Origin of the sequence: Colwellia maritima (assembly GCF_022669015.1) — a bacterium.
Lineage (GTDB): Bacteria > Pseudomonadota > Gammaproteobacteria > Enterobacterales > Alteromonadaceae > Colwellia > Colwellia maritima.
This window is the reverse complement of sequence record NZ_JAKKSL010000001.1, coordinates 777,032-800,593: the sequence shown is the minus strand read 5'-3', so window position 1 is coordinate 800,593 and position 23,562 is coordinate 777,032. Positions and strand designations below refer to the sequence as shown.

15 protein-coding genes and 4 pseudogenes are annotated in these 23,562 nt (G+C 36.9%); 6 read left to right on the top strand and 13 right to left on the bottom strand.

Annotated features, from left to right (window positions below):
• Nucleotides 1–102: 102 nt before the first annotated feature.
• From L3081_RS03995 to L3081_RS03985, 4 genes are all read left to right on the top strand, one after another.
• Complete coding sequence (locus L3081_RS03995) at nt 103–2,019, top strand: ATP-binding cassette domain-containing protein (RefSeq protein ID WP_242283657.1); 1,917 nt, start codon at nt 103–105, stop codon at nt 2,017–2,019.
• A 53-nt stretch (nt 2,020–2,072) separates the two neighbouring features.
• A complete protein-coding gene (locus L3081_RS03990; RefSeq protein WP_242283655.1) occupies nt 2,073–2,825 on the top strand; it encodes a tetratricopeptide repeat protein in 753 nt (250 codons plus the stop codon).
• Nucleotides 2,826–2,932: 107 nt separating this feature from the next.
• Nucleotides 2,933–3,061 carry a hypothetical protein gene (locus L3081_RS26355; protein ID WP_274620318.1) on the top strand — a complete coding sequence of 43 codons (129 nt, stop codon included), beginning with the start codon at nt 2,933–2,935 and terminating at the stop codon, nt 3,059–3,061.
• A gap of 234 nt (nt 3,062–3,295) precedes the next feature.
• Complete coding sequence (locus tag L3081_RS03985) at nt 3,296–3,556, top strand: YheU family protein (RefSeq protein WP_242283654.1); 261 nt, start codon at nt 3,296–3,298, stop codon at nt 3,554–3,556.
• A gap of 71 nt (nt 3,557–3,627) precedes the next feature.
• Here the strand turns inward: L3081_RS03985 and L3081_RS03980 are convergent.
• The 7 genes and pseudogenes from L3081_RS03980 to L3081_RS03955 form a co-directional block, all read right to left on the bottom strand.
• Nucleotides 3,628–5,516: pseudogene (locus L3081_RS03980) on the bottom strand (phosphoenolpyruvate carboxylase).
• A complete protein-coding gene (locus L3081_RS27910; RefSeq protein ID WP_338027097.1) occupies nt 5,464–6,189 on the bottom strand; it encodes a phosphoenolpyruvate carboxylase in 726 nt (241 codons plus the stop codon). The pseudogene L3081_RS03980 and the gene L3081_RS27910 overlap by 53 nt, the downstream one beginning before the upstream one ends.
• 132 nt (nt 6,190–6,321) lie before the next feature.
• Nucleotides 6,322–7,275 carry a sugar kinase gene (locus L3081_RS03975; RefSeq protein WP_242283652.1) on the bottom strand — a complete coding sequence of 318 codons (954 nt, stop codon included), beginning with the start codon at nt 7,273–7,275 and terminating at the stop codon, nt 6,322–6,324.
• Nucleotides 7,276–7,360: 85 nt separating this feature from the next.
• Nucleotides 7,361–8,657 (bottom strand): annotated as a pseudogene (locus L3081_RS03970) (MFS transporter).
• Nucleotides 8,658–8,659: 2 nt separating this feature from the next.
• Nucleotides 8,660–9,055: a cupin domain-containing protein gene (locus L3081_RS03965; protein WP_242283650.1), complete on the bottom strand. Its 396-nt coding sequence runs from the start codon at nt 9,053–9,055 to the stop codon at nt 8,660–8,662.
• A 9-nt stretch (nt 9,056–9,064) separates the two neighbouring features.
• Nucleotides 9,065–11,218, bottom strand: a complete 2,154-nt coding sequence (locus tag L3081_RS03960; protein ID WP_242283649.1) for a heparinase II/III domain-containing protein — start codon at nt 11,216–11,218, stop codon at nt 9,065–9,067.
• A gap of 128 nt (nt 11,219–11,346) precedes the next feature.
• Nucleotides 11,347–13,580: pseudogene (locus tag L3081_RS03955) on the bottom strand (chondroitinase-B domain-containing protein).
• A 379-nt stretch (nt 13,581–13,959) separates the two neighbouring features.
• On the opposite strand from L3081_RS03955, the gene L3081_RS03950 reads away from it, so the two are divergent.
• Nucleotides 13,960–14,703: a FadR/GntR family transcriptional regulator gene (locus L3081_RS03950; RefSeq protein WP_242283647.1), complete on the top strand. Its 744-nt coding sequence runs from the start codon at nt 13,960–13,962 to the stop codon at nt 14,701–14,703.
• 340 nt (nt 14,704–15,043) lie between these two features.
• Here L3081_RS03950 and L3081_RS03945 read toward each other — a convergent pair.
• From L3081_RS03945 to nudE, 3 genes and pseudogenes are all read right to left on the bottom strand, one after another.
• A pseudogene (locus tag L3081_RS03945) lies at nt 15,044–15,926 on the bottom strand (NAD(P)-dependent oxidoreductase).
• A gap of 626 nt (nt 15,927–16,552) precedes the next feature.
• Nucleotides 16,553–17,386: a 3'(2'),5'-bisphosphate nucleotidase CysQ gene (gene cysQ / locus L3081_RS03940; protein ID WP_242285528.1), complete on the bottom strand. Its 834-nt coding sequence runs from the start codon at nt 17,384–17,386 to the stop codon at nt 16,553–16,555.
• 5 nt (nt 17,387–17,391) lie between these two features.
• On the bottom strand, nt 17,392–17,970 hold the full coding sequence (nudE, locus tag L3081_RS03935; RefSeq protein ID WP_242283645.1) for an ADP compounds hydrolase NudE: 579 nt from the start codon (nt 17,968–17,970) through the stop codon (nt 17,392–17,394).
• Nucleotides 17,971–18,037: 67 nt separating this feature from the next.
• Here nudE and yrfG point away from each other — a divergent pair, with 67 nt between their 5' ends.
• Nucleotides 18,038–18,706, top strand: coding sequence for a GMP/IMP nucleotidase (gene yrfG, locus L3081_RS03930; RefSeq protein ID WP_242283644.1), 669 nt, complete (start codon nt 18,038–18,040; stop codon nt 18,704–18,706).
• 12 nt (nt 18,707–18,718) lie between these two features.
• Here yrfG and L3081_RS03925 read toward each other — a convergent pair whose 3' ends face one another.
• From L3081_RS03925 to L3081_RS03915, 3 genes are read right to left on the bottom strand one after another with little or no spacing between them, the layout of a single operon-like run.
• Nucleotides 18,719–19,306 (bottom strand): condensin complex protein MksE, encoded by a 588-nt coding sequence (locus tag L3081_RS03925; protein ID WP_242283642.1) that lies wholly within the window; start codon nt 19,304–19,306, stop codon nt 18,719–18,721.
• Complete coding sequence (locus L3081_RS03920) at nt 19,306–20,700, bottom strand: hypothetical protein (protein ID WP_242283640.1); 1,395 nt, start codon at nt 20,698–20,700, stop codon at nt 19,306–19,308. The genes L3081_RS03925 and L3081_RS03920 overlap by 1 nt, the downstream gene beginning before the upstream one ends.
• The gene (locus tag L3081_RS03915; protein WP_242283638.1) at nt 20,687–23,560 is read right to left on the bottom strand and encodes a hypothetical protein; all 2,874 of its coding nucleotides are present in this window, start codon (nt 23,558–23,560) and stop codon (nt 20,687–20,689) included. Before L3081_RS03915 ends, L3081_RS03920 begins: the two co-directional genes overlap by 14 nt.
• Nucleotides 23,561–23,562 lie beyond the last annotated feature (2 nt).

Below are 23,562 nucleotides of genomic sequence, written 5' to 3'. Positions count from 1 at the left end.
TTTACCTTGAATAGTGGTATCAGGAAAAGCGACAATGCACGAGTATTTTTTTAGTCACCATTTTACTTACTTTCTACACATGATTTATATAAGGAAAGAACATTGATTACCGCCGATTTAAGTCTAGACAGAGGCGCAAAAAATCTAATTACGGCCTCTAGTTTCACTATTCATCCCAACCATAAAGTGGGGTTAGTTGGCAGTAATGGCTGTGGTAAATCGTCTCTTTTCGCGGCATTTCTTGGTGAGCTAGCACCCGATGCAGGCGATTTAAGTATACCGAGTAGTTGGTCAATAGCCACGGTAAAGCAAGAAACCCCTTCTTTGGAGCAGTCTGCCCTTGATTATGTAATGGATGGCGATAAGGAGTATCGTCAACTTGAAGCTCAATTAGACGAGGCACGACAAAATGATGACGGCAATTTAGAAGCAATTCTGATTAATAAAATAGATACTATTAACGGTTATAGTTTGCCCGCCAGAGCCGGTGAGTTACTCCACGGATTAGGCTTTCTACAAAATCAACTCAACAACCCCGTAAAAGATTTTTCCGGTGGTTGGCGCATGCGTTTAAATTTAGCGCAAGCATTAATTAGCCGTGCTGATTTATTATTACTTGATGAGCCAACTAACCATTTAGATTTAGATGCCGTAATTTGGTTACAACGTTGGCTTAAACGCTTTACAGGTACCTTGGTACTTATTTCACATGACCGTGATTTTCTCGATACTGTAATCAACCAAATTTTGCATATAGAACATCAACACGCCAAACTTTACAGTGGCAATTATACTGCCTTTGAAAGACAACGTGCCGAACATCTAGCGCAACAAGAAGTGCAATACCAAAAGCAACAAAAAGAAGCAGCACATTTAACTGCGTTCGTTGACCGATTTCGTGCCAAAGCCAGTAAAGCAAAACAAGCACAAAGCCGTTTGAAGCGTTTAGAAAAACTGCCGAACTTAGCCCCTGCGCATATTGATAGCCAGTTCACCTTTAGTTTTGAAGAGCCTGAAAGTTTACCCTACCCTTTATTGTCTTTAACGGAAAGTCAGTGTGGCTATAACACTGACACTATTATACTCAATGATGTTGGCTTAACCTTAGTACCCGGTAGCCGCATCGGGTTATTAGGTAGAAATGGCGGTAAATCAACATTAATTAAATCTCTCGCGGGTGAAATAGCCTTACTTAATGGCGCACGTTATTGCGCGCAAGAATTAACAATAGGCTACTTTTCTCAGCATCAATTAGAGCAATTACATAGTGGCTCAAGCCCTGTTGATCATATTCTTCGTGCTAAACCTGCCATGGGGGAGCCAAACGCGAGAAGCTTTTTAGGTAAATTTGGTTTTAGTGGCGATCAAGCGCTTGAAACCGTTACTAATATGTCTGGTGGTGAGAAAGCTCGCTTAGTGTTAGCACTGATTGTTTTAGAAAAACCACAATTACTGCTACTTGATGAACCAACCAACCATTTAGATTTAGAAATGCGTCAAGCCTTGGTGATGGCATTACAAGACTTTGGCGGCGCGATAATATTAATTGCCCATGATAGATTTTTACTTGAATCATGTGTAGATGAATTCTATCTGGTAGCTAACGGTCGTGTTACTGACTTTAACGGTGATATTGATGATTATCAACAATGGCTTAATGAAGATAAAAAACAAACGGTCTCGAATCAAAAAAATGAATCTAGTAGTACTAATAATGTTATTGTAGATAAAGGATTAGACAAAAAACAATTACGTCAACAACAAGCTGAGTTACGCAAAAAATCGGCCCCCTTACGCAAGGAGTCTGACAAACTTGAGAAACAAATACATGTTTGGCAAACAGAGTTAGCAAAAGTTGAAGCATTATTGAGTGACAGTGAGATCTATCAAGCTGATCGCAAAAGTGAATTAACAACCCAGTTAAAACTGCAAGCAAATTTAAAAGACAACATTGAAGAAAGTGAAATGCTTTGGCTAGAAATAGCAGAAAAAATTGAAGAAATAATGGCTTCAATCTAAAAAGTTGAACTACACTAATTAATAATCATACACTACTTTAAGCGAGAGAAATTATGCGAATTATTCTAGTAAAATCGTTAGGAATAGTCATTTTATTACTGCTAGGCTGCTTTTCTACACCCGCCCAAGGCAATGATCTTAATCAAGGTATTTATGAACTAAACCGTGGTGAGTTTCATGCGGCAATTGAACAATTTCGCCCTTTAGTTGCAGAAGGTTATGCCCCTGCCCAGTATCAAATGGCCATAGTTTATCAACATGGCTACGGAGTACCGAAAGATGGCATGAAAGCGTTAGAGTTATTTGAATTAGCCGCTAATCAAAATTATTCTGATGCGCAGTTTGAACTAGCATTAATTTACAGTGAAGGGAAATTAGTTAAGCAAGACTTAAAAAAAGCTTATGATTTAACGTTTAAGGCAGCTAAAAAAGGCTTAGCTAGCGCGCAATTTAACTTAGCCGTTATGCTTGCCAACGGCACGGGAACTGAGCAAGACTATTTCAAGGCATCTCGGTGGTATCAAAGTGCTGCTGATCAAAATCATGCGTTAGCACAATACAACTTAGCCTTACTTTACAGCGAAGGAAAAGGAGTCGAGAAGAGTACTGAAATGTCGCTCGTTTGGAATACTATTGCTTCTTGGAATAGTTATCCAGATGCAGATAAAAGCCGTATTCTTGATGAAAGAGAATTATCGAAGGCGAAAATAGATACCGCAATTGATAAAGCCAACAAAATTTATAGTAAAATAATTGAACAAGAAGAATTAAAGGCAAAAATGGCGAAAAAGAACGATTTTTATTGATTTAAATCATCAATCAATTGTAACAGGCTCTTATAATATATTTAGGTTATGTAGTTTCATAAATTAAATAATCATACATTTTATTATGTATGTATAAGGAGTTGAAAATGAACTTTTTTTCAATGTTATTAAATGATCCCGTTGTCATGTATTCTGTAGGCGGCTTAATTATTTTACTGGGTATTTGTGCTTTTTATGTTTATTACTTTATCACTCATGTTATCGACGATAAATAAACATTGATTCAACCTTTTTTAACAGCACTTTTAGCGGTAACAATGACGTATGATAGTTAAGGTAACAGCCTTAACTACGCTATTATTCCGCTAAAATTACTCCGTAAGGCTGTATGCTCTTACGTTTATTATTGCGATCTTCAATCATTACTGATCTGACTTATCGGGAATAATGATATTTACGTATCAAAAAATGTTACGCTGCATTAATTAGCCACAAAACTTAAATATTTCATGTTTATCAACCCCAGTTCAATAGATCCAGACACATTAAACACACTGATTAAAGACTTTGCTTATGCGCAAATATCCACTAACGGTGACGATAACACGACAGTGATAACCAACGAAGCCATTGCTCACTTTAAACGAAAATTGCTAGCAAAAGAGTACGTCATTCATTTTGCGAGTAATGACGAAGTAGAAGAGGATGCACGTATATCTATCAGGCCTGTGTCTGATTTTTCATTATCACCTTATCAAGTCGAATTTTAATTACAGCAAAGGAAGAACATGTGTTCCTCCTTTGTGTAAATAACCTCAGCTCGGCTTAATAAATCTTTCTATTAACCCGTATTTCGCATACCCGTAGCAATACCCGCCATTGTTACCATTAACACTTGTTCATATTCAGAGTGTTCCGGCTGAGCTCTTAAACGCTTAAGCGCTTCAATCTGCAATAGATGTAAAGGCGCTAAATAAGGGCGACGTAGTTCAAATGAATTAAGATTCCACAGATCGTGCTCTAATGGTTCTTTTTGTCCTAATATACTTAACAGTGTTTGCTTATCTTGTACTAGTTGCTCACGCAAGTCATCCCCCATAATCTTTAGAGAATCATCGACTAAAGACATGTCATACAAGGCAGACATCTTACTATCTGCTTTTGAATAAACCATTTCGGTTAGTGAGATACGAGAGCGAAAATAAGGCCACTGCTGCAGCATCTCTTTAATTAGTGATGCATGGGTTTGATACGTGGTTTTAATTGCACTACCAAGTCCAAGCCGACTTGGCACTACAAGCCTATTTTGAGTCCAAGCAAAAATCCACGGGATTGCCCTCAAGGACTCTATTCCCCCGTCTGATTTACGTTTGCTAGGGCGAGATCCTAAAGGTAAAGAGGCAAGCTCTTGTTCAGGTGTTGCTTGTCTAAAATATTTAACAAAATCGTCATTGCCTTGTACATACTGACGATACGTAGCGCAACTTTCATCAGACATTACTTCCATAATATCTCGCCACGTTTGTTTAGGCACAGGAGGAGGCGTAATTAAACATTCCAAGATTGCCGATGCGTATAAGTGCAAACTTCGGTTAGCTAAATTAGGTGTACCAAATTTAAAGCGAATAGTTTCACCTTGCTCCGTTACACGTAAGCCACCATCTAATGTACCTGGTGGTTGAGAAGCAATGGCATCATGTCTTCTCCACCACCTCGGCCAATAGTTCCACCTCGGCCGTGAAATAATTTCAGTTCAATATTTTTTTTAACAAATACTTCTACTAGTTTTTCTTGGCATTTATATTGACCCCATGTTGCGGCAAGTACGCCAAGATCCTTTGATGAGTCGCTGTAACCAATCATAACATGGTGTTCGTTATTACAGCTATTTCGATAACTTTCAATGGATAACAGTTCAGCCATGATCTGTGGTGCATTATTTAAATCATCTAAGGTTTCAAATAACGGCGCTATGGGCATATCCCATGAAACACCCGCCGCTTTTAATAACAACTTTACGGCTAAAATATCACTGACTTTACTGGCCATTGAGATAACATAAAGGCCAAAAAGTTCTGCCGGCTCTTGTGCAATCATGGCATAAGTATCAAAAACTTCTTGTGTATCTGCTGTCCAAGGATGTTTAGGTAACAAAGGGCGAGGATTATTAAGTTCAGTAAGTAAAAACTCTCGTCTCTGTTCCTCAGACCAATCTATATAAGAGCCTAAATTTAACACTTGCGTTAATTCAGCTAAAGCACTGTCATGCCGCTCACTGTGTTGTCTAATGTCGAGTTTTACTAGCGAAATTCCAAAGCTATTTACTTTACGAATTAAGTCTAGCACTAAGGAATTAGCTACGGCCGTTAAACCAACCGCTAACAAGCTGTTTCGGCAGGCTTGTAATGGTTTACGTAATTGTTCTGAACTTGACAAAATATTTTCGGTGCAGCCTTCTTTTAAACAGGCTTGTGATTTTTTTAATAAACGTATAACGGGTAATAAATGTTGGCGGTAAGGCCCTTGTATGTCATTATTTTCACAGATTAGATCATCAGTCGCTTTAGACATAGATAGCTCTAAATAAAGGTCTTCAAAATCTTGTAAATATAATTCACAGGCCATCAATCGTGCGTTAATTAACGCTTCTTTACTTAGGCTAGCCGTAACAAAAGGGTTACCATCTCGATCGCCGGACCATCCAACTCGCCATCTTAATCGGCGTAGCATGTTGGGGTAATGCTTGCCCTGTCATTTCATAGGAAAAATCATCAAGTTCACGCATAAATTTTGGCACTGCATACCAGAAATTATCGGCAATACTGTTTAATCCCCGCCGAGATTCTTGTAATGGTGTAGGGCGTTGTTGGCGAATTTCATCTGTATGCCAAGCTTGGCTAATCAGCTCTTCAATACGGCTAAAATCAATATTATCTGACACATCTAATGCTTGGCCAATTTGATTATATTTATGAATAAACGTTCTACGGTTCACTTCTGTGGGGTGTGCAGTGAGTACCAGTTCAATTTTTAATTTACTCAGCGCCGCTGTGATTATGGTGGGATCAGTATTGTGAATTTTAGTTTTAAGATCTTCTAACGGATGCGCAAGATCTAATTCAGCCAAGCCTTGTGGGTCGGTGGTGTATTGCTGTTCTGCTAAATTAACCAAATTCAAAAACTGACTAAACGCTCTAGCATAAATGAGCATATCGTGTTCATTACATTGAGCAAAATGTGTTTGAAGTGCTGTAATGGCCTTGCTATCGCCGGCGGCTAACTCTCTACCTTCTAAACGAACCGCTTCTATATTTTTCAGCCATTGTTCGCCTTCATCTGCCGCAATAGTTTTACCTAAAATTGTTCCCAGATCACGGACATTTTGTTGAATTGGTTCTAACATAGTGTTCCCTTATTTATGGCTGTAAGGTAGGTTGATATAAAATACTTTACTTTGAATCAATAGAGACAATATTCTGTTATTAAAACCTACTGTTGATAAAACAAAATATTGCTTTATCAACAGTATAACTAACTATTTTTTGTTAACCAATTGTTCTTTAATAAACTGATTGTAAGCAGTGCTTTCAACAATTGCGCCTTTATGTTGAATAACAAAACCTGCTGCTTTTGAAGCAAGGTCAATCGCGTCACTGATACTGACATTTTTAGTTCTCGCGCCAAGGTAAACACCATTAAACGAATCACCAGCCGAGGTTGTATCAACCACATTATTGACTGGCGTTATATCAAATTGGAAGTGTTCGGTTTTTGTGTAACAAAATATACCTGCTTCACCATTTTTAATAATCAGCTCATCAAATTGGTAGGGTTTACAAAAGTCATAAACCTCTTGTGAGGTCGATAAACCATACAGTTGTTGAAAATCATCAACCCCTGGTAAAACAATATTTGAGAGGCCAAAGGCTTTTTCAAACTGCGTTTTTGCTTGCGATTCGCTATCCCACATTCTTGCACGATAATTCGGGTCAAACACAATGTTAACCCCTGCTGCTTTCAACTTTTCGATCATCGCCCAAAAATCAGCACGAGCACTAGGCTCTATAACCGCCAAAGAAATTCCAGAGAAGAAAAACATATCCCCTTGAGACAGCGCATTGATTGCATTATCGTCAATGTGCTGCATAACTTGCCGCGCAGCTGAATCGCTTCGCCAATAGGTGAAACTACGTTCACCGACGTCATCAAGTTGAATCGCGTATAAACCAGGAATTTTCGTGTCTGATTGAAATACGAAATCAGTACCAATATGCTCATCATTAAAATACTGAATCATATCTTGGCTAAAACTATCTTTTCCTACGGCTGTTACTAAGTGTACATTCACGTCAGAAAAAGTGCGTTTTAGGTAAACTGCGGTGTTAAATACATCACCTGCAAATGATTGTTTTAACGTGTTTGATGATGGATCTTGCGAGGCTGTCATCAGCTCAATCATACATTCACCAAATAAAAAAATGTTTTTCATTTACCCCGCCTTATTAGCTTTGCTTAAATAAATTGATACTAATTTAAGTTACTAAATTAGTATCAATTATCGATTTTCCGAACTGTTATTGAATACTTTTTAATGGTTCAATTTTTGGAATAAGAATCCATACTGCAGCCAAAGCAATAATCGCTAATGATGCACCAATAACAAATGCAGGGGTATAGTTGCCATCCGCAGTTAAAATTGGCACTAGTGAGGTTAAACCTAATGCACCAAGTTTCGCAGCCATTCCGGCAAAACCAGACAGTGTGCCAACGGCTTTTTTACCATATAAATCACTCGGTAGTGTTTGAACATTACCAATAGCAGTTTGAAAACCAAATAGAATGACAGCCATAATAATAACAGCAGTAGTTGGTCCACCTGGGTTAGCCATTGCTAGTAATGCGGGTAACATAATTAAACAGCCCAATGTAATTGTTAGCTTACGAGTTTTATCAGTGTTCCAACCTGCTTTCAAACGATTTTGAGCCAAAAGGCCTCCAAACCAAGCACCAATCATAGCGCCAACATAAGGTACCCAACCATAGATACCAATAGATTTAACATCCATTGCATAGACTTCATTTAGATAAATTGGGATCCAAAAAACAAATAGCCACCAAATAGGATCAATGGCTGCAGACGCAATAATGACGCCCCAACTTTGTTTACGAGACAATAATTCGGGTTGATGGGTTATATTCATCATCATCGCATAAGTTATCATCGGTACTATTTTTTTGACCCGTTAAAATATATTCACGTTCTTCGTCCGTAATCCAAGGGTGTAATTTAGGTGGTGCTTTAACCAAAATAATCCAAGGAATAAGCCACAACAAGCCAACTAAACCTATGACTACAAATACCATTTTCCAACTAAAATAAACGGTCATAAAAGCAATCAACGGAATGGCTATAATACCGCCAATAGCCGCGCCTGAGTTAAAAATACCTTGAGCTAAAGCTCGTTCTTTCGTTGGAAACCAGTCAGCATTACTTTTTGCAGCACCAGGCCAGTTACCGGCTTCAGCCACACCGAGTATAGCGCGAAAAACACTAAAACTAAGTACACCTTGTGCTAACGCATGAGCAGCAGTAGCAAGAGACCAAACACCAATTGAAAGTACAAAACCTACGCGTGTACCTAACCAATCAAATATCTTCCCAAAAATAGCTTGACCAAAAGCGTAAGACAATATGAAAACCATTGAAATATTTGCATATATTTGTTTACGCTCTAGTGCTGATTCATCGGGAAATAAATCCTCGACAATATCTGGCCAAAGCACACTAAGGGCTGAGCGATCAATATAGTTAATCACAGTAGCCAGTGCGATGAGTGCTATCACCCACCAACGTAGATTTTTTAATTTCATGTTTATTTCCCTACTGGCTTGCTGTTAGCTTTATCAAGGTCAACATTATCAAATGTTCCTGGTGGTACAAAATCTTCTCGCGGTGGACTAAAGGTATCAATAAGAATGCCACCCGTTGGACAAGTTGCACCATGGTCAGCATAAGGCGGCATAAAGCAACTATCGCCCGCTTTTAAAATTTTTGTTACTCCATTAATGTTAAAGTGAAACTCACCTTCAACAATGTAGGTTACTTGCGAATGTCTATGGGCATGATTATAACCAATAGCTCCTTTCTCAAACCAAATTTTAACCGCCATTAGTTCATGGTTATAACCAAGCATTTGACGCTTAAGCCCACCACCAATGTCTTCAATTTCGGTTTCATTTCCAAATGAAAAAATATCACTCTGACTCATAATTAACTCCTACTCTTTAATGTCGAACAATTTAAAACGGCCATCAAATTGATATTTAGAGCCATTAAACGAAAATGTACTTTTTTGATTATGCTTAACGTTTTCAGCTGAATTAATCGCTAACAAATAATGTTGCTCATCTGAAAAACCAATTTCTATTACTTCAACTTGATTTATTTTTTTATGTGATAGTTTTTGAATTTCACTTACGGCATTCAGAGTGAATTCTTTTGAAGGATTATATTCACCGTGCGCTTCTAGCACGCTAACATAGGTATGATCTTTAGCCTTTGTTTTACGATTTATGAACGCATTTTCATTGCGTAAATTAAATAGGGGATCATTGGCGCCAATTTGGGTAAATATGAACGATGCCTCTCCATCCATAATAGACGAGTTAGTGTAAAAACGCCCATTCTCGTTTAACCATGTTATTTGAGACAAACCCGCTTTTGGTTGAGCTTGGGCTTTCAGCCATAAATGCTGATAACCATTGTCTGTACCTAATACAGGTAGGTTGGTTACATTGGTATTTAGTTTAAAACTAGTACTGATTAAATGTCCTTTATAATGTACTGGCAAGTCATATTGATGCTGCTCTTTCGATTTAACATCAAAAATATCAACAACTAATGATTTCGCTTGTTCTTTGCCATTATGAATGGGAGTATTTATCAGTGCCATAGTACGAGTGAGCGATACACCTTTGTAAGCAGTATCTATTTTTGCAGAGCTCAGAATCACATTGTCTGATTTTTCAAAAAACAGTAACTCTGGGTAATTAGCATTACCTACTTCAACATTCGCATTAAAGTGTGTTGTTTCATCAACGACAACCGTATTATGAGCAACCGTGTGTTTAGCCCATGTATCATTTTCAGGTAAATAACGGCCACCATACTTGGCTTCAACATTTAAAAATCTTGCCGCGCCGTAGTCAGACACTATCTCTTCACCACGATCATAAAACTGCCATGTTAATTTATCAAAATGTCCGTGACCTAAACCTTGAGCTGCAGGCTTAAACAAAACAGCTTGTTCACCCTGAACATTTTGTCGCATGATCACAAGTGCACCTTGCTTGCCGTCATGTCCATCACCAAATGCTATCGACTTAAATTGATAAGGTTTTTCAAATTTATTGTCAAGCGCTTGAGCTACCTTTAAACCATCACCAGTTAAGATGATTTGATTTTGTTGTTTGGCAATATCAAGTAAACCTTTCTCTCCAGTAAAACCATACGCGATAGTGACGCCATTAACTAATTCAATGGTATCTATCCCTTTGCTTTTTATTGAATCATTAATAGGAAAAAACAATTTGTTATAGCTTAATTGAATAGTAGTATTGATCGCTTTTAAAATAATACCATCACGATATTCAAATATTTTACGTTCAGGTTGGTTCGTTTGAATCGCTTTAGCAAACGTAACAAAGGGTAATAACGCAAATCGTTGATAATAAGGCCCTTCATTGTAATACCCCTGTGGTGAAAACAACTCATCCAGTTGCCTTAAAAAACCACCTTTTCCCGATTTTTCTAAATCATAAAGCGCTTGTTCAACCCACTCTTGTTCACCTAATACATAGCCTGTCATCCCTACTGCTGCGGTTGTCCAAGTACCATGATTATGAACTTTGTTAAAGGTTTGCGGTGACTCTACAGACAGAAATTTTACGATTGGACGAAATAACCCTTGTTCAATGGTTTGCTTCTGCGTTGTGGTCAATGAAGATAGAATCAAGTCATACGCTTGGCTGCTATAAACTAACCACATGGCTTCATTTAAACTTTGCCAAAATAATTTTCCGGGACTTTGTTTACCCATTTTTCTTTTAGGATGAAGTGGTAAAGTGGGATATAGTTTTGCATATTCAAGCAACATATCACGTACATAGTGCGCGTACCGTTCATCTTGTGACAATTGATAGATCACACCCGCATCATACATTAATTGATAATTTTTTTTATGTCGCTCGTGTGTATACCCGCCACCGCCATCTTGTGGTACAGGTACCGTTATTTTCTGGGCTATTTGCTTATCTACTGATGCTTTTACCGCAACAAAAGTCGTTTTAAACTTTCCTTCTTGGGTAATTGCCGCTCGCATATTTTTCACATCAGCCGTGGTAATCACAAGATTTGGACTGGTTCTTGCCATTACAGATTGCTTTGGTAAACTAGTGCAGTTAACACAATCATAGTGACCGCGGTTAAGTAACGTTTAAATACGTTGCCTGCTGATCTTATTGTTGTAAATCGGGTAAGATTTGACATAAATTTCTCTTATTAGTATTGCTTGTTATTCAGTAATACAGCTGTATGCGGGCCTTTAGCGTGTAGCTCTTTTACGCTCGGTAGTGATGTTTTAGTAAGGCTATTATTTTTTACTACCGTAATTGGTTCGCCAACAGTGTGTTCAATAACAATAGGTGCCGAATCGTTGAATTCATTACCACTTATTGATACAACTTGCGCACCATGAAGATAGAGACTAGCCAAGGTTTTATTACGCTTATCTTTCGATGCATTCAGTACCTTGTTATTAACAAAGGACAAGTGCGGACCAAAGGTACTTTCATCTTTACCGCCACGATATAACTTAACAATGGCTCCGCCAATACTGTCAAAGGTATTATTTTCAACGGTTAAATATTCGGTGTTATATATACCTAAATCATCTTGTTCCTTATCCATACGGAACAGATCACCGGTAATATTCTTAAAAGTATTCCCCTTGATTGAAATATAATCAGCAAAGGCTCGACTGCCTGAGTCAAAAAAATGAAATGAATGGTTAATGTCTAAATCTTCAATAATGCTATTTAACATGCTAAAACGATAATTAACGAGCATTCCCCACTTAGCTGTTCTTATTAACGTATTGCCTGTTGAATCGGGGCTTTCACTGCCAGAAATAACCACGCCTTCTAGACTCAAGCTACCATGATCAACAATGGCAAATAATGTAGATCGCCCAAACGTGATTTTAGCTTTATGGGCATTAGCAGCTTTTATTGTTAGGGTTTTATTTAATGTAATAATTTTATTTTCAACGTAGTTCCCATCAGTTAATACTAAAACATCTCCCTCTGATGCTTTCTCTACGGCATCAAACAAGGCATTTTCACCTGCTGATACCTGAATGGTCTTGCCTGAGTTAAAACTAACAATAGGTTCTTTTTTTGCATACCAAATTGGGCCTGTATCGGCTTTTATGGTAGGTTTCAATTTAGCTGACACACCAACATTTACGCTGTTTTCATTAGGGTAGAGCAAACCATTACTTGCTTTGGTTAATGAAAAATTTTGAGCAGAAATACCTGATTTTATTTTGTTATCTTTTAATAGATTAGACACATTGCCCGCAAATGCAATTCCACTAATATCATCGAATAGTGAAAAAGGCGCTTTATTATTTTCGTTGTAAAAAAGATTATTTTTAAAGTAACTGTTTTTCGGTACGGCAGTGCGTTCCGCATCGCTTCCTGCCGCTAAATGAATGTGTTCAACATTAATAAACGTATTATTTTCTACTTTAGCATTAACCACTTGATGGTAACGATTAATGGTAGAGTTTGGTACACCGTTCATCACCGTAAATCCGCTACCAAAGCGATAACCCGTTAAACCTTCCAAGTAATTATTTTTAACTATTTGATCACGATTAATAATACGAATACCACCCGTATGATCAACGCCATTACCTTTAAATACGTTTCCTTCTACAAGGTTACCATTACCATGACGTAACGTTAATGTACCTCTTGATTCAAAAAAGGTATTGTTTAGAATTTTGTTTGCACCTGATTTAACAGAAATTATTTCAACCTCACCGTCACAACGATCAAAATAGTTATTTTCAACAACTGTGAGTGAATCAGATAAAGAATAATGGCTTGTACCAATACGTAAAGTTTCACCGCCATTTGAGCCTAGCATAGGTCTAGGACCGAAATAATTATGGTCAATACGATGGTGATTTTCTCGACTTGCTTCTGTGTTTAAGCGCACAGCCATAGTCACACCTTTATTTCGCTTACCCACTAGCATGCTATGATCAAAACGATTATGTTTCCCAAATAATCCCACCCAATAATCAGATTCAAATTTATCTGGATTACTGAAGTTATCGATAACAACTTCTGTTACGCGAGAGTAATAAGCTAATTCTGTTTTGTTTTCTCTGAAAGCAATGACTTCATTGCTCGGTGTATAGCCTTCTTTAAACACAAGACCAGAGACAATTAGATGTTTACCCGCCAATCTTAAATTAGATTGCCCAGTAAGAATAACCTTACCTTTTGTTTGCGCTTTTAAGGTAATTGGCTTTTCTGCAGTACCTTCACCCTTAAATAAAATCTCAAAATTATTCCAAGTACCATCCGCTAATACTATGGTGTCACCACTTTTACCTTGCTAACGGTCTTGTTGTAAACGTCAGGTGTGTTAACTACCCAATTTTTTGCTGTAACTGGAATAGATAAAACAAAAGTACACAGTAAGCATGTTAATAGTTTTATTTTTTGTGGCCTTTTAATCGAGTACATGAATATCTCTTCTTAATTTTATTTAAAACAGGGTTTGTGCATGATGCATAGAAACCCCAAACGACCTAAATCAATTCTTAGTTCAACTTAATTTAGTAGCGAGAAAAATCTCAAAATAGAAATTTACACTGAGTTAGATTTAATCAACACTTAGACCAATTGTCAACCACTTTACATTACCAATATAGCATAAATTGGTAACAATATTGTTTTTACTATTTCATTTACTCACATACCAAAATTTAACTAGCATAAACTATGGCCATAATATATTTTTTGCCATCCGTAAAAATAAGCGATATGATTATTACCAATAAGTGTCATTTACAGGTAACCATCTAAGGACAAAAACATGAGCAACAATCGCAGGTTATTTTGGAGCATTGTCGATAAAATTGAGGCTCTAATTAATTCTGGAATGTATCCTCCTGGTAGTCGCTTACCACCAGAAAGAGAGCTAGCTGAAACATTTAATGTCAGTCGCCCCACCATACGTGAGGCTATAATAGCACTCGAAGTACGGGTTAAGGTTGTTGTTAAAACAGGCTCGGGTGTGTATGTTCTTAAACAAGTAAAACAGTCAGATTCTCCAGAAAAAGTGAATGCTTTTGAAGTTACACAAGCTCGGGCATTAATAGAGGGTGAAATAGCGGCGATTGCAGCAACCACGATCAATGAAGATGAGTTAAACCGTTTACATCAAACCTTAGTAGATATGGAAAAAGGTAATTCTGTCGAAGCTGCAGATAAAGAATTCCATTATATAATTGCTAATGCCACACGTAATAATGCCATGATATTATCCGTAAAAAACCTTTGGGATCTGCGCTCTTCAACGCCTCAAATAATAGAAGATTACGACAGTGTATGTAGTGCAGATAATTCAAAAACACTTTCCGAACATAAAGCTATTTATCAGGCATTAAAGTCGGGCGATGCTACCAAAGCAAGATCGGCTATGCATAAACACTTTAATCGTTTAATTAATGCGTTGTTTGATGCGGCAGAATCCAGAGCGCTCGCTGAAATTACACGTAAAAACAATGAGAAACGCGGGCTTTATTCAATTCCTAATACGACTAGTTCTATCGGTTAAGGGGTTGAACAACGGGTTGAACAACAAACCTTAATCTAGAAGCCGATAACTAAACTTCATATTAAAATTGCAAAAAAAAAGCCTCTAATACCAATCTCACTAACTATATGAACATCTAATTAATGAAACGAGTATGAAAAGGCTAAAAGGAAGCAGCGCTAGCAACAACCCCATCAAATTTTCTATACTAAAATTAGGCAACTAAAATTAAGCACGTATGGCTACTTTAGTTGGTCTGAGTATTATTTCAGACCAACTAACATAGCTAGTTACAAGGTTCAGAAACAGTGTTCAATTAACTTGCTTAATACTTGCTTAGTGCTTGCTTAGTGCTTGCTTATTACTTGGTTAACTTAAGGAAATAGTCAAATATTTCTGGTACGTTACCGTTACCCATACCGGCATCAACAGCGGCTTGAAGGTTAGTAGAAGTACCTTGAGCAATTAGTGACTCACTACCTAAGTCTTCAACCATTGTTAGAAAATAACCTAAATCTTTGTTGGCATTAGCAATAGAGAAACCTAAATCACTTACACCATCTACAGCGTAGTTTTTACAAAACTGCATGAAAGGTGAATTAGATGGACCAGTTGACATAATTTCAAATAATTGTTGACGATCAACACCCGCTTTATCGGCAACAGCAAATGCTTGTGACATGGCTGTCACTGTGGTCATACCCATAAAGTTATTAATAAGTTTTGTTGTATGGCCTGCACCTAATGCGCCAAGATGGAATACATTTTCACCTTGCTCTTCAAGCACAGGTTTAACTTTATTGAATGTGGCTATATCACCGGCCGGCCATAATATTTAATAAGCCATCTTTAGCATGTGCCGGTGTACGTCCTAAAGGAGCATCAATCATTCCTGCACCTTTTTTGGCAAGATCAGCACCTATTTTTCTTGTAGAAGCAGGAATAGAAGTACCGAAATCTACTAATACGCTACCTTCTTTGATACCCGCTAAAACACCCTCTTCGCCGTAAACAATTTTCTCAACAACAGCTGAAGTAGTAAGACAAAATTGAACGATATCACTTGCGGCGGCTAATTCTTTTGCAGAAGTAAATTCTGTCGCATTACCACGATCAAGTACGCGAGCAACAGCGTCTTTACTAAGATCCATTACGTTCACTTGAAAACCACGTTTTTGTAGGTTTTCAACCATGTTGCCACCCATAAGGCCAAGACCGATGAAACCTATGATAGGTTTTGTCATATATAATTCCTAAATATATTGGTGTATGTCTATTGGGTTATGCCCATGCCATGTAAATGGTCAATGCATACCTTTTTAGCAATACAAATTTATAATTTATTAAGCTTTAAGTTTATTTGCACCTAAATACTTAACCTTACGTTAAACCAAACATCATCTTTGGTAAGAGCCCGACATGTAAGCAATCAAGCAAAACAGTTGTTTTTATAATTAAAAAACACCAAATGTGTATTTCTAATGATTAAACAATCGAATCGCCTCGTTAATACTCATAATAACCAGGAACAATCAAATACTAACCAAATACTTTCTACATGTCAACCAATTGTGATTAATTGGTAATAACCAAGGTAAGCGCATGCAATAATAGAATTTGCCTGGTAACAATGTACAGGTTACATCTATATTATTAAATGTACGTACTTGTTTTACGTAACTTGAGATCGGTTTAATGAAGAAAAATAAATCAGACAAGGTTCTCTATAGAGCAACAACTGGTTTTTATAACGGGGGACTAGTTTAACCAACACTAATTTAACCAACACTAATAGGCAACAAATCACCCTATATATTGGATACACAATTTATTGTTGAGCAGCGTGCCTAAGCACAAGAATGCATAATGGCTATAGATATACTTTTCTGTGGGCTTTTATTACTTGTTGCCAAGGAATATTTTGATTACCTAAACTCAGAAAGTCTGGGTTGTGCAGGCTTTCTCTTTTATTATAACTAAGTGGATTAAATTCACTGTCAATTATAGTGCCACCGGCTTGCTCTAAAATACACTGGTCGGCACCAGTATCCCATTCCCCCGTGACACCAATACGTAAATAACAATCGGCACCACCTTCGGCAATAAGACAGTTTTTCAACGAGCAACTCCCTAAAGCGATATGTTCAAATTCAAAACCTTCGTTTAAATATTGCTCTATTAACTCAATACGTTGTCGTTTACTAATTGCCACTTTAATAGGGCGAGCCCCTTGATAGTCGGCAACGTGAATACGATGCTGTTGATTTTTAACTTGTACTTTTGATTCTTTATAAGCTCCTAAATTATTTTGAGCATAGTAGGTTGTTTGATGATCCGGTGCATGAATAACCCCCATACTGGGCCAACCATTTTCAATTAACGCTATGTTAACCGCAAAATCACCACTACCAATAATAAATTCACCCGTACCATCAATAGGGTCAAGTAGCCAATAACGTTGCCAATTGTGACGTTGTGATAACGAAACGGCTCCTACTTCTTCTGAAATAATAGGAATATCTGGCGTTAGGGTTTGCAGTTGATCCATTAAAATATCATTGGATGCGATATCTGCGCTCGTTACGGGACTTTCATCTTCTTTTAAGTTAGCAGTAAAACTTTTGTCACGATAATACTTCATTACCTCAACACCTGCTTTTTTTGCACTGTCTAAAGCAATACTTAATAATCGCTCATCATTCATAGCACTCATATTTCACCCTGCTTGATTAACTTGCCGGAAGAAAAGTAGTCTATTGATAACATTAAGGCGGCAATGCTGCGTGCTTCTTGAAAATCTGGTTGTTGTAGCAAAGATTGATAGTCTTTAACCGGCCACGGAACTGCTTCTAAAGGCTCTGGTTCATCCCCTTCGAGAGTTGACGGATATAAATTTGTGGCAATATAAATATCCATTTTGGCATTAAAAAAAGCAGGAGCCATCATCACTTTAGACAGAAATTGCAAACGCTTACTACCATAACCAATTTCTTCTTGCAGCTCTCGGTTAGCGGCATATTCAGGTGTTTCCCCCGGATCGATTAATCCTTTAGGAAAACCGAGTTCATAACTGTGGGTACCCGCACAATATTCTCGCACTAACAAAAAGGTATCGGCATCAAGCATAGGTACTATCATTACGGCACCATTACCAGAGCCTACCATGCGTTCATATTGACGCGCTTCTCCATTACTAAAGGTTAATTCTAGTTGCTCAATGGCAAATAAACGGCTTTTGGCCACTTGTTTTTGACCATTGATTTTCGGTAATTGATTTTTCCCTGTCATAAGTTTGCGTATTTCGTTCTACATACCGCTATAATGACACGATAAACCTCATCTTTGGAACCTCTAAATGCTTAATTGGGGAAAAATTAACGTTGTCATCCTCGACATGGACGGCACATTATTAGATTTACATTTTGATAATTACTTTTGGCATATTCATATCCCAACAAAATACGCTAAAACACACAACATTACATTACAAGCTGCTCAAGAATATTTGCACATTGAAACCAGTAAAGTTGCGGGGCAAATACAATGGTATTGTTTAGATTATTGGACAGATAAACTTGATTTACCTATTGTAGAATTAAAACGAGAAATACAACATAAAATTGCATTACGTCCAGATACTTTGCCTTTTTTAGATGCGTTAAAACAGGCGGGGAAAAAAGTCGTTTTACTCACCAATGCCCACCCCAAGAGCTTGTCATTGAAAGTAGAGCGTACCAAACTCGATCAACATATTGATTTACTAATATCTACGCATCAGTACGGTGCAACCAAGGAATCACAAACATTATGGGAACGTCTTCAAATTGATTTGAAATTTGACAATAGCACAACCTTATTTGTCGATGACAGCTTAACCATTTTAGATAGTGCTAAAAAATTTGGTATAAAACATTTACTTGCGATTGCCAACCCTGATTCTCAATTGCCTAGTGTGAGTGCAGACCGACTTAAGGGCTACCCTTATATTACAGATTACAGAAAAATCATTACCGATATTGTGTAGAAAGTAGCGTATTTACTTATTGATAAATTCTGTATGGGCGGTTATTAATCGGTTCAAAAAAGCCATGGCAGCAGAGCTTAATACATAACGGTCTTTCGCCATTTTAAAAAGCAAATCTCGGCTAGATAAATAGTCTAACGCTTTATCCCAATTTTCTAACCTCAGTGCTTTCAAAGAGCTTATTAATAAATCGTCTTGCTTTAATGCCTCAATATCACTTTCTTTAAGACCAAACATGGGGTCGGCAAGTTGTGCTAAATCACCGGCTTTTGCATAATAACGGCCAATAAAAAGTAATACGGCTTGAATTTTCATGGCGTTGTCATCGGCTTCATCATTATTACTGTCACGAATTTCTTGAGTAAAATAAAAATCACCTTCTTCGTCAAACTTTAACTGGTAACCCATGTGTTTAAAGAAGGAGGTGAAGTGTTTTATTTTGTTAAACACTAACGTGAAAAGCTCATCATCAACAAAACAGCCGTGTATTTCATCGTATCGCTGTTTGTTTAACACTTTACCCTGTGAAAATAGGCGATAAATCTTCGCACTTTTTACATAGGATATTTCTTCAAAAGTGTTTATTACAGTCTGTTCCATTACCTTGCCTCTTGTAGCATAACCACACGATAGACGTAATATTCGTTATCGTGCTGTATATATGATTTTTTATTCGTTTTAATCAGGTGTTTACCCTGTAGTATTGTTTTTCGGTAATGCACCACCGCATTAATTAAATCAACAAACTGATAATGAGGTAATAAGTCTTTTAAACGGTAATGTAATGTTGCAATCAGATCTTTCGATTCACGCAACGATAACTGCTCAATAAGATTGAATATTTGCTTAGCACGTTCAAGCCTAGTTTTTGAAGTAAATGATATTAACGCTTCGCCTTCAGCAGCCAAAACATCATTACTCACCAATAATTGATCTTCTATCAAATAAGTTAAATCGGTAAAAATATTATAAAAATACGATTCGTTATTCTCAATTTTCAAGCTTTTGGGACGTGGTATCCGTTTAACTTGATTCATAAAAGGGATATCTTTAGCAAAAGAACTATCCACCTTGGTACGGTTTACCCGGCCGTCTAGCGTGGCTTCATACTTTTGCTTGAATCGTTCAAAGTGCCATTCCATCGCATTAAATTGAGTTAGGCTTTTTTGCGTTTTTCTAATAAAACCATTGATCTGATTAGCAACATCTTTCAGCGGATTAATAATATTACTAAAACTTAAACTGTAGCGAAAAATTTGATCTGACAACTCATGTTTACCATGTGCGTCAAACAGCACTTTAATTGAATTAATAGTTGCGAGTAAATTATCACCGTCAACAAGCCTGACATCAGGATTAACAAAGCGCTGCGTTGGCAAAATATGACGTTCATATAAACGAGTAACATCATCCAGTAACTTCTGACGATACTCAACAAAATCAATACCTTCCTTACTCACATCAATAGAAAGTTGCTCAAGATCGCCATTAATATTTTGCATTCTAATTAAATTACGTTTTAGCAAATCGAGCAAACTACCGACTTTTTGTAACAATTCTTCAACTAACTCAGTGTAGTCAGGATCTAAGGCATTAAAACTGCAATCATTGGCATGTAATTTGGCTTGTATATGCCAAAAAGAAGCTAATTCAGATTTTAACTTAGCATCGGTTAATTCTTGATATAACGACGTTTCACATAACCTAAATAATGCCAAAACCGACTCTTGAAACATTAAGCGATTAACATTATCAAACTGGTCTTGGTCAGCAACAATATGTGAATTGGCTAAATTTTCGGTAGCAAAAGCAATTTTAAAACGCTGTTGCTCTTTTTTATCTAAATTTTTAATCTCATCTAATACCGTTAAGGCAACAGCCGCTTCACTGATAAAACGTTCGTTTTGGCGATCCATTTGCTTGATCACGTTAAACATAATGTTGGGTCGTTCAAGCATTAACTTTAACGTTTCAATCGCACTAAATTGTTTCATCAGTGCCTTCCAATAACTCAATTTGGTTATCGTTTTGATAATCTTCAAAATCAGTTTCGTTAATAAATGCTTGTGGTCCTCCCCACACAACTCTTGTCCGTTCTTTGGTATAAGGTTTTGCGGTTTTAAGCGCGTCAACATCATAATGATGGCCAATCATATGAACTAACTCAGCTCCAGAGCTATGAGTGCCTGCCGTGAATAAAAAGAAGCCACTTTCTCTAATATCGTCAAGTAACCATTCATATTGATCAACATTAATATTCGCTGCTTCGTCCATAATAACCGGCAATTGCACCATACAGCTGTCTGCACGCAGTTTAGCCAACAACATACGTACCAATTTTAAATTAATTAAGGCTGTGGTAGAGGTTGATTGTTGTTTAGTTTGCCAACCATCATGTCCGTCTTTTTTAACTCGGTAACTTACCTCATTTATAATATCTGACATCACCAGTTTATTGCGCTCACCGTTTTTAAAGAACGCATCACTAAAGGCTTGTAGCCTAATATAAAACTGCTCAGATAAGGTTTGATCGCTAAATTCATTATAACTTTTATGAATTTCTTTGATTAAATTACTAAAACGATTATCAATATGAATAGACACTTCTATTTCATTTAAATCATTAATTGAAATACCTTTAAACGCCCTATTTAATTGGTTTTCAAAACGGTTAATATGTTCAAAGTTTTTATCTAAAATATCCACATAATTGCTGACACTTTCGTTGTGCATTTTGGTTTTACTACGTAATAATAAACGTTGGTCTTCCACTTCTTCATACACTCTTTTTAACTCAATAAAAGTCGCATGAATAACACTCGGCATAGGGCTAGCACTAAATAGATCATTGTCTGCATCTACAAATTTGTCTGTGACAAATGCTTTGAGTGTATCAATGATTTTGGTTCTGAGTTTTTCAACCGCTTGAAGGTTTGTTTGTAACTGTTGTAAGTATTCGAGTGTTAATGCTTCAGGTGTATTTTTACAGCCGGTTTGCTGTTCAAGTTGTCGTTGAATTTTCGGGTAAGCTTGTTTAGTGCCATCTGCATTGCCTTTTACCGACAATAACTGAGACTGCGCTTGCGTTAATTGCGCTTGTGTCATTCGCTCGGTTTCTATCAGGCTTGCTAATTCTGTTTGCTGCGCTGACAATTTAGCAATAACAGGGGTTAACTCATCAAGTATTTGCTGATTTTCCCTTTGCTGATTAGCGTAAATTTTTATCGCAGTTTTATTTTCATTAAGGTCAGTAATCAGTTGTTTGATTCTTAATGATTCATTAAGCTCTTTCTCTAAACCCGCTAACTTTTTCTCAATAATTAACGGGTTTTCGGCGCCTAAGTTTTCAAGGGATTTTTTCTCCGATATATCAGCTAATAATTCTGACTTAATGTTATCTAATTCTCTTGCTAAATCACGATTGTTAGGGGTGTTAGACTTTCTGATTTCTTGACCAAAAAATGCATACGAATAACCTTGATCAACAAAGAGTTGTTGAAAGTTATTGATCGCATTTCGATCTTGATCTCTTAATAACTTACCCGGATTAGCAAAACTAAGTTGATGATTGAGCGTGTTTAAAAAAGTAATGGTATCACTAGGCAATTGTTGCACTAGAGTATATTCAGCATTAGCAATATCTTGCTCAAGTTGTTGCTGTTGTATGGTGTAACGATCAATTTGATTTTGCAGTTTGACTATACGGTTCTGTCTAGCGTTATTATCTTTAAGCGATTGAATTTTTTCATAACTGCTACTGATGTCTTCATCTAAAATTTCAACCACTTCGGTATGCGACATATCACCATATAAGTTGAGTTCTGCCTCAGCTTTATTAATATCTTTGTTTGTTTTTTCAATAGTACTAATAGCTTTACTAAGCGCTTTATTGGCAGCAAATATATTTTGGTTGTGTTCTTTAATTTGAGCGCTGATCGGATTAAGTTGCAGCTGATAATTTTTAATACGCGTTGCAGATTCATTAATATTGTGGCTTTGTGTTTGAATGGCATTTTCTAGATACAAATACAAGTCAACAAACTGGCTTTCTGCACTAGACAACTCACTATAACGGGCATAGTTTTGTGTTAGCTCATTATATTCATTACTTTTGTTTTCTATATCGGTTAGCTTTTGTTCTTCTTCTTTTAACTGATCATGCGCCATCATAAAGCTTTGAATATCAAACTGTAAGGCATCGGTAGTTTCTTTCTTTTCTGCCTCAATTAAATTAGCTACTGCTTTAGCTACCGCTTTATTTGAGGTTTTCATATCAAATAACATTAAGATTAATGCACGTAATGATTCGATATTTTCTTCTGAGGCATCATTAAGCGGAAACAAACTGTAACGCATAGCCACGTCTGACAGAATGTCTCTGGCGTACATTAAGTCTTTTAATTTTTGCGGGTCTTTTACGGTGATACAGAATTTGTCTTGGCTTTTTATTTTAGCAAAAACCTCTTGAGTCGACAGCTTGTCTACTCGAGAACCTATATGATAGTGATCGTCCGCTTCTACTTGCCAAAATAATGAACGAATATCATTATAAGCAAGCGTTGTAAAAATTCGTTCAAAGGCAAGGTTGTTGCCTCGGCTTAATATCTGGCAATGGGTATATTTTTTACCGCCAATCACTTTTTCAACTTCAATTATTAGGTGTGAATACTTGGTTGGAAAATAATGCCCAAACGACTGGTCTTTATCGTATTCATCACCATTTGAACTTCTAAAATTAAACTTATCTTTGGCTTTATTAAAGTTGACTTCGGGTAACAAAAACAATCGAATGCAGTTAAGCAAACTTGATTTACCCACGTTACCTTCACCCAGTAAAATGGTGTGTTTGTCCAATT

Excerpts from the sequence above, each read along its gene's own strand:
- L3081_RS03960 (WP_242283649.1), bottom strand. The coding sequence starts at position 11,218 with ATGGCAAGAACCAGTCCAAATCTTGTGATTACCACGGCTGATGTGAAA.
- L3081_RS03950 (WP_242283647.1), top strand. The coding sequence starts at position 13,960 with ATGAGCAACAATCGCAGGTTATTTTGGAGCATTGTCGATAAAATTGAG.
- nudE (WP_242283645.1), bottom strand. The coding sequence starts at position 17,970 with ATGACAGGGAAAAATCAATTACCGAAAATCAATGGTCAAAAACAAGTG.
- L3081_RS03920 (WP_242283640.1), bottom strand. The coding sequence starts at position 20,700 with ATGAAACAATTTAGTGCGATTGAAACGTTAAAGTTAATGCTTGAACGA.
- L3081_RS03975 (WP_242283652.1), bottom strand. The coding sequence starts at position 7,275 with ATGAAAAACATTTTTTTATTTGGTGAATGTATGATTGAGCTGATGACA.
- L3081_RS03985 (WP_242283654.1), top strand. The coding sequence starts at position 3,296 with ATGTTTATCAACCCCAGTTCAATAGATCCAGACACATTAAACACACTG.
- L3081_RS03990 (WP_242283655.1), top strand. The coding sequence starts at position 2,073 with ATGCGAATTATTCTAGTAAAATCGTTAGGAATAGTCATTTTATTACTG.
- L3081_RS26355 (WP_274620318.1), top strand. The coding sequence starts at position 2,933 with ATGAACTTTTTTTCAATGTTATTAAATGATCCCGTTGTCATGTATTCT.
- yrfG (WP_242283644.1), top strand. The coding sequence starts at position 18,038 with ATGCTTAATTGGGGAAAAATTAACGTTGTCATCCTCGACATGGACGGC.
- L3081_RS27910 (WP_338027097.1), bottom strand. The coding sequence starts at position 6,189 with ATGTTAGAACCAATTCAACAAAATGTCCGTGATCTGGGAACAATTTTA.
- cysQ (WP_242285528.1), bottom strand. The coding sequence starts at position 17,386 with ATGAATGATGAGCGATTATTAAGTATTGCTTTAGACAGTGCAAAAAAA.
- L3081_RS03965 (WP_242283650.1), bottom strand. The coding sequence starts at position 9,055 with ATGAGTCAGAGTGATATTTTTTCATTTGGAAATGAAACCGAAATTGAA.
- L3081_RS03925 (WP_242283642.1), bottom strand. The coding sequence starts at position 19,306 with ATGGAACAGACTGTAATAAACACTTTTGAAGAAATATCCTATGTAAAA.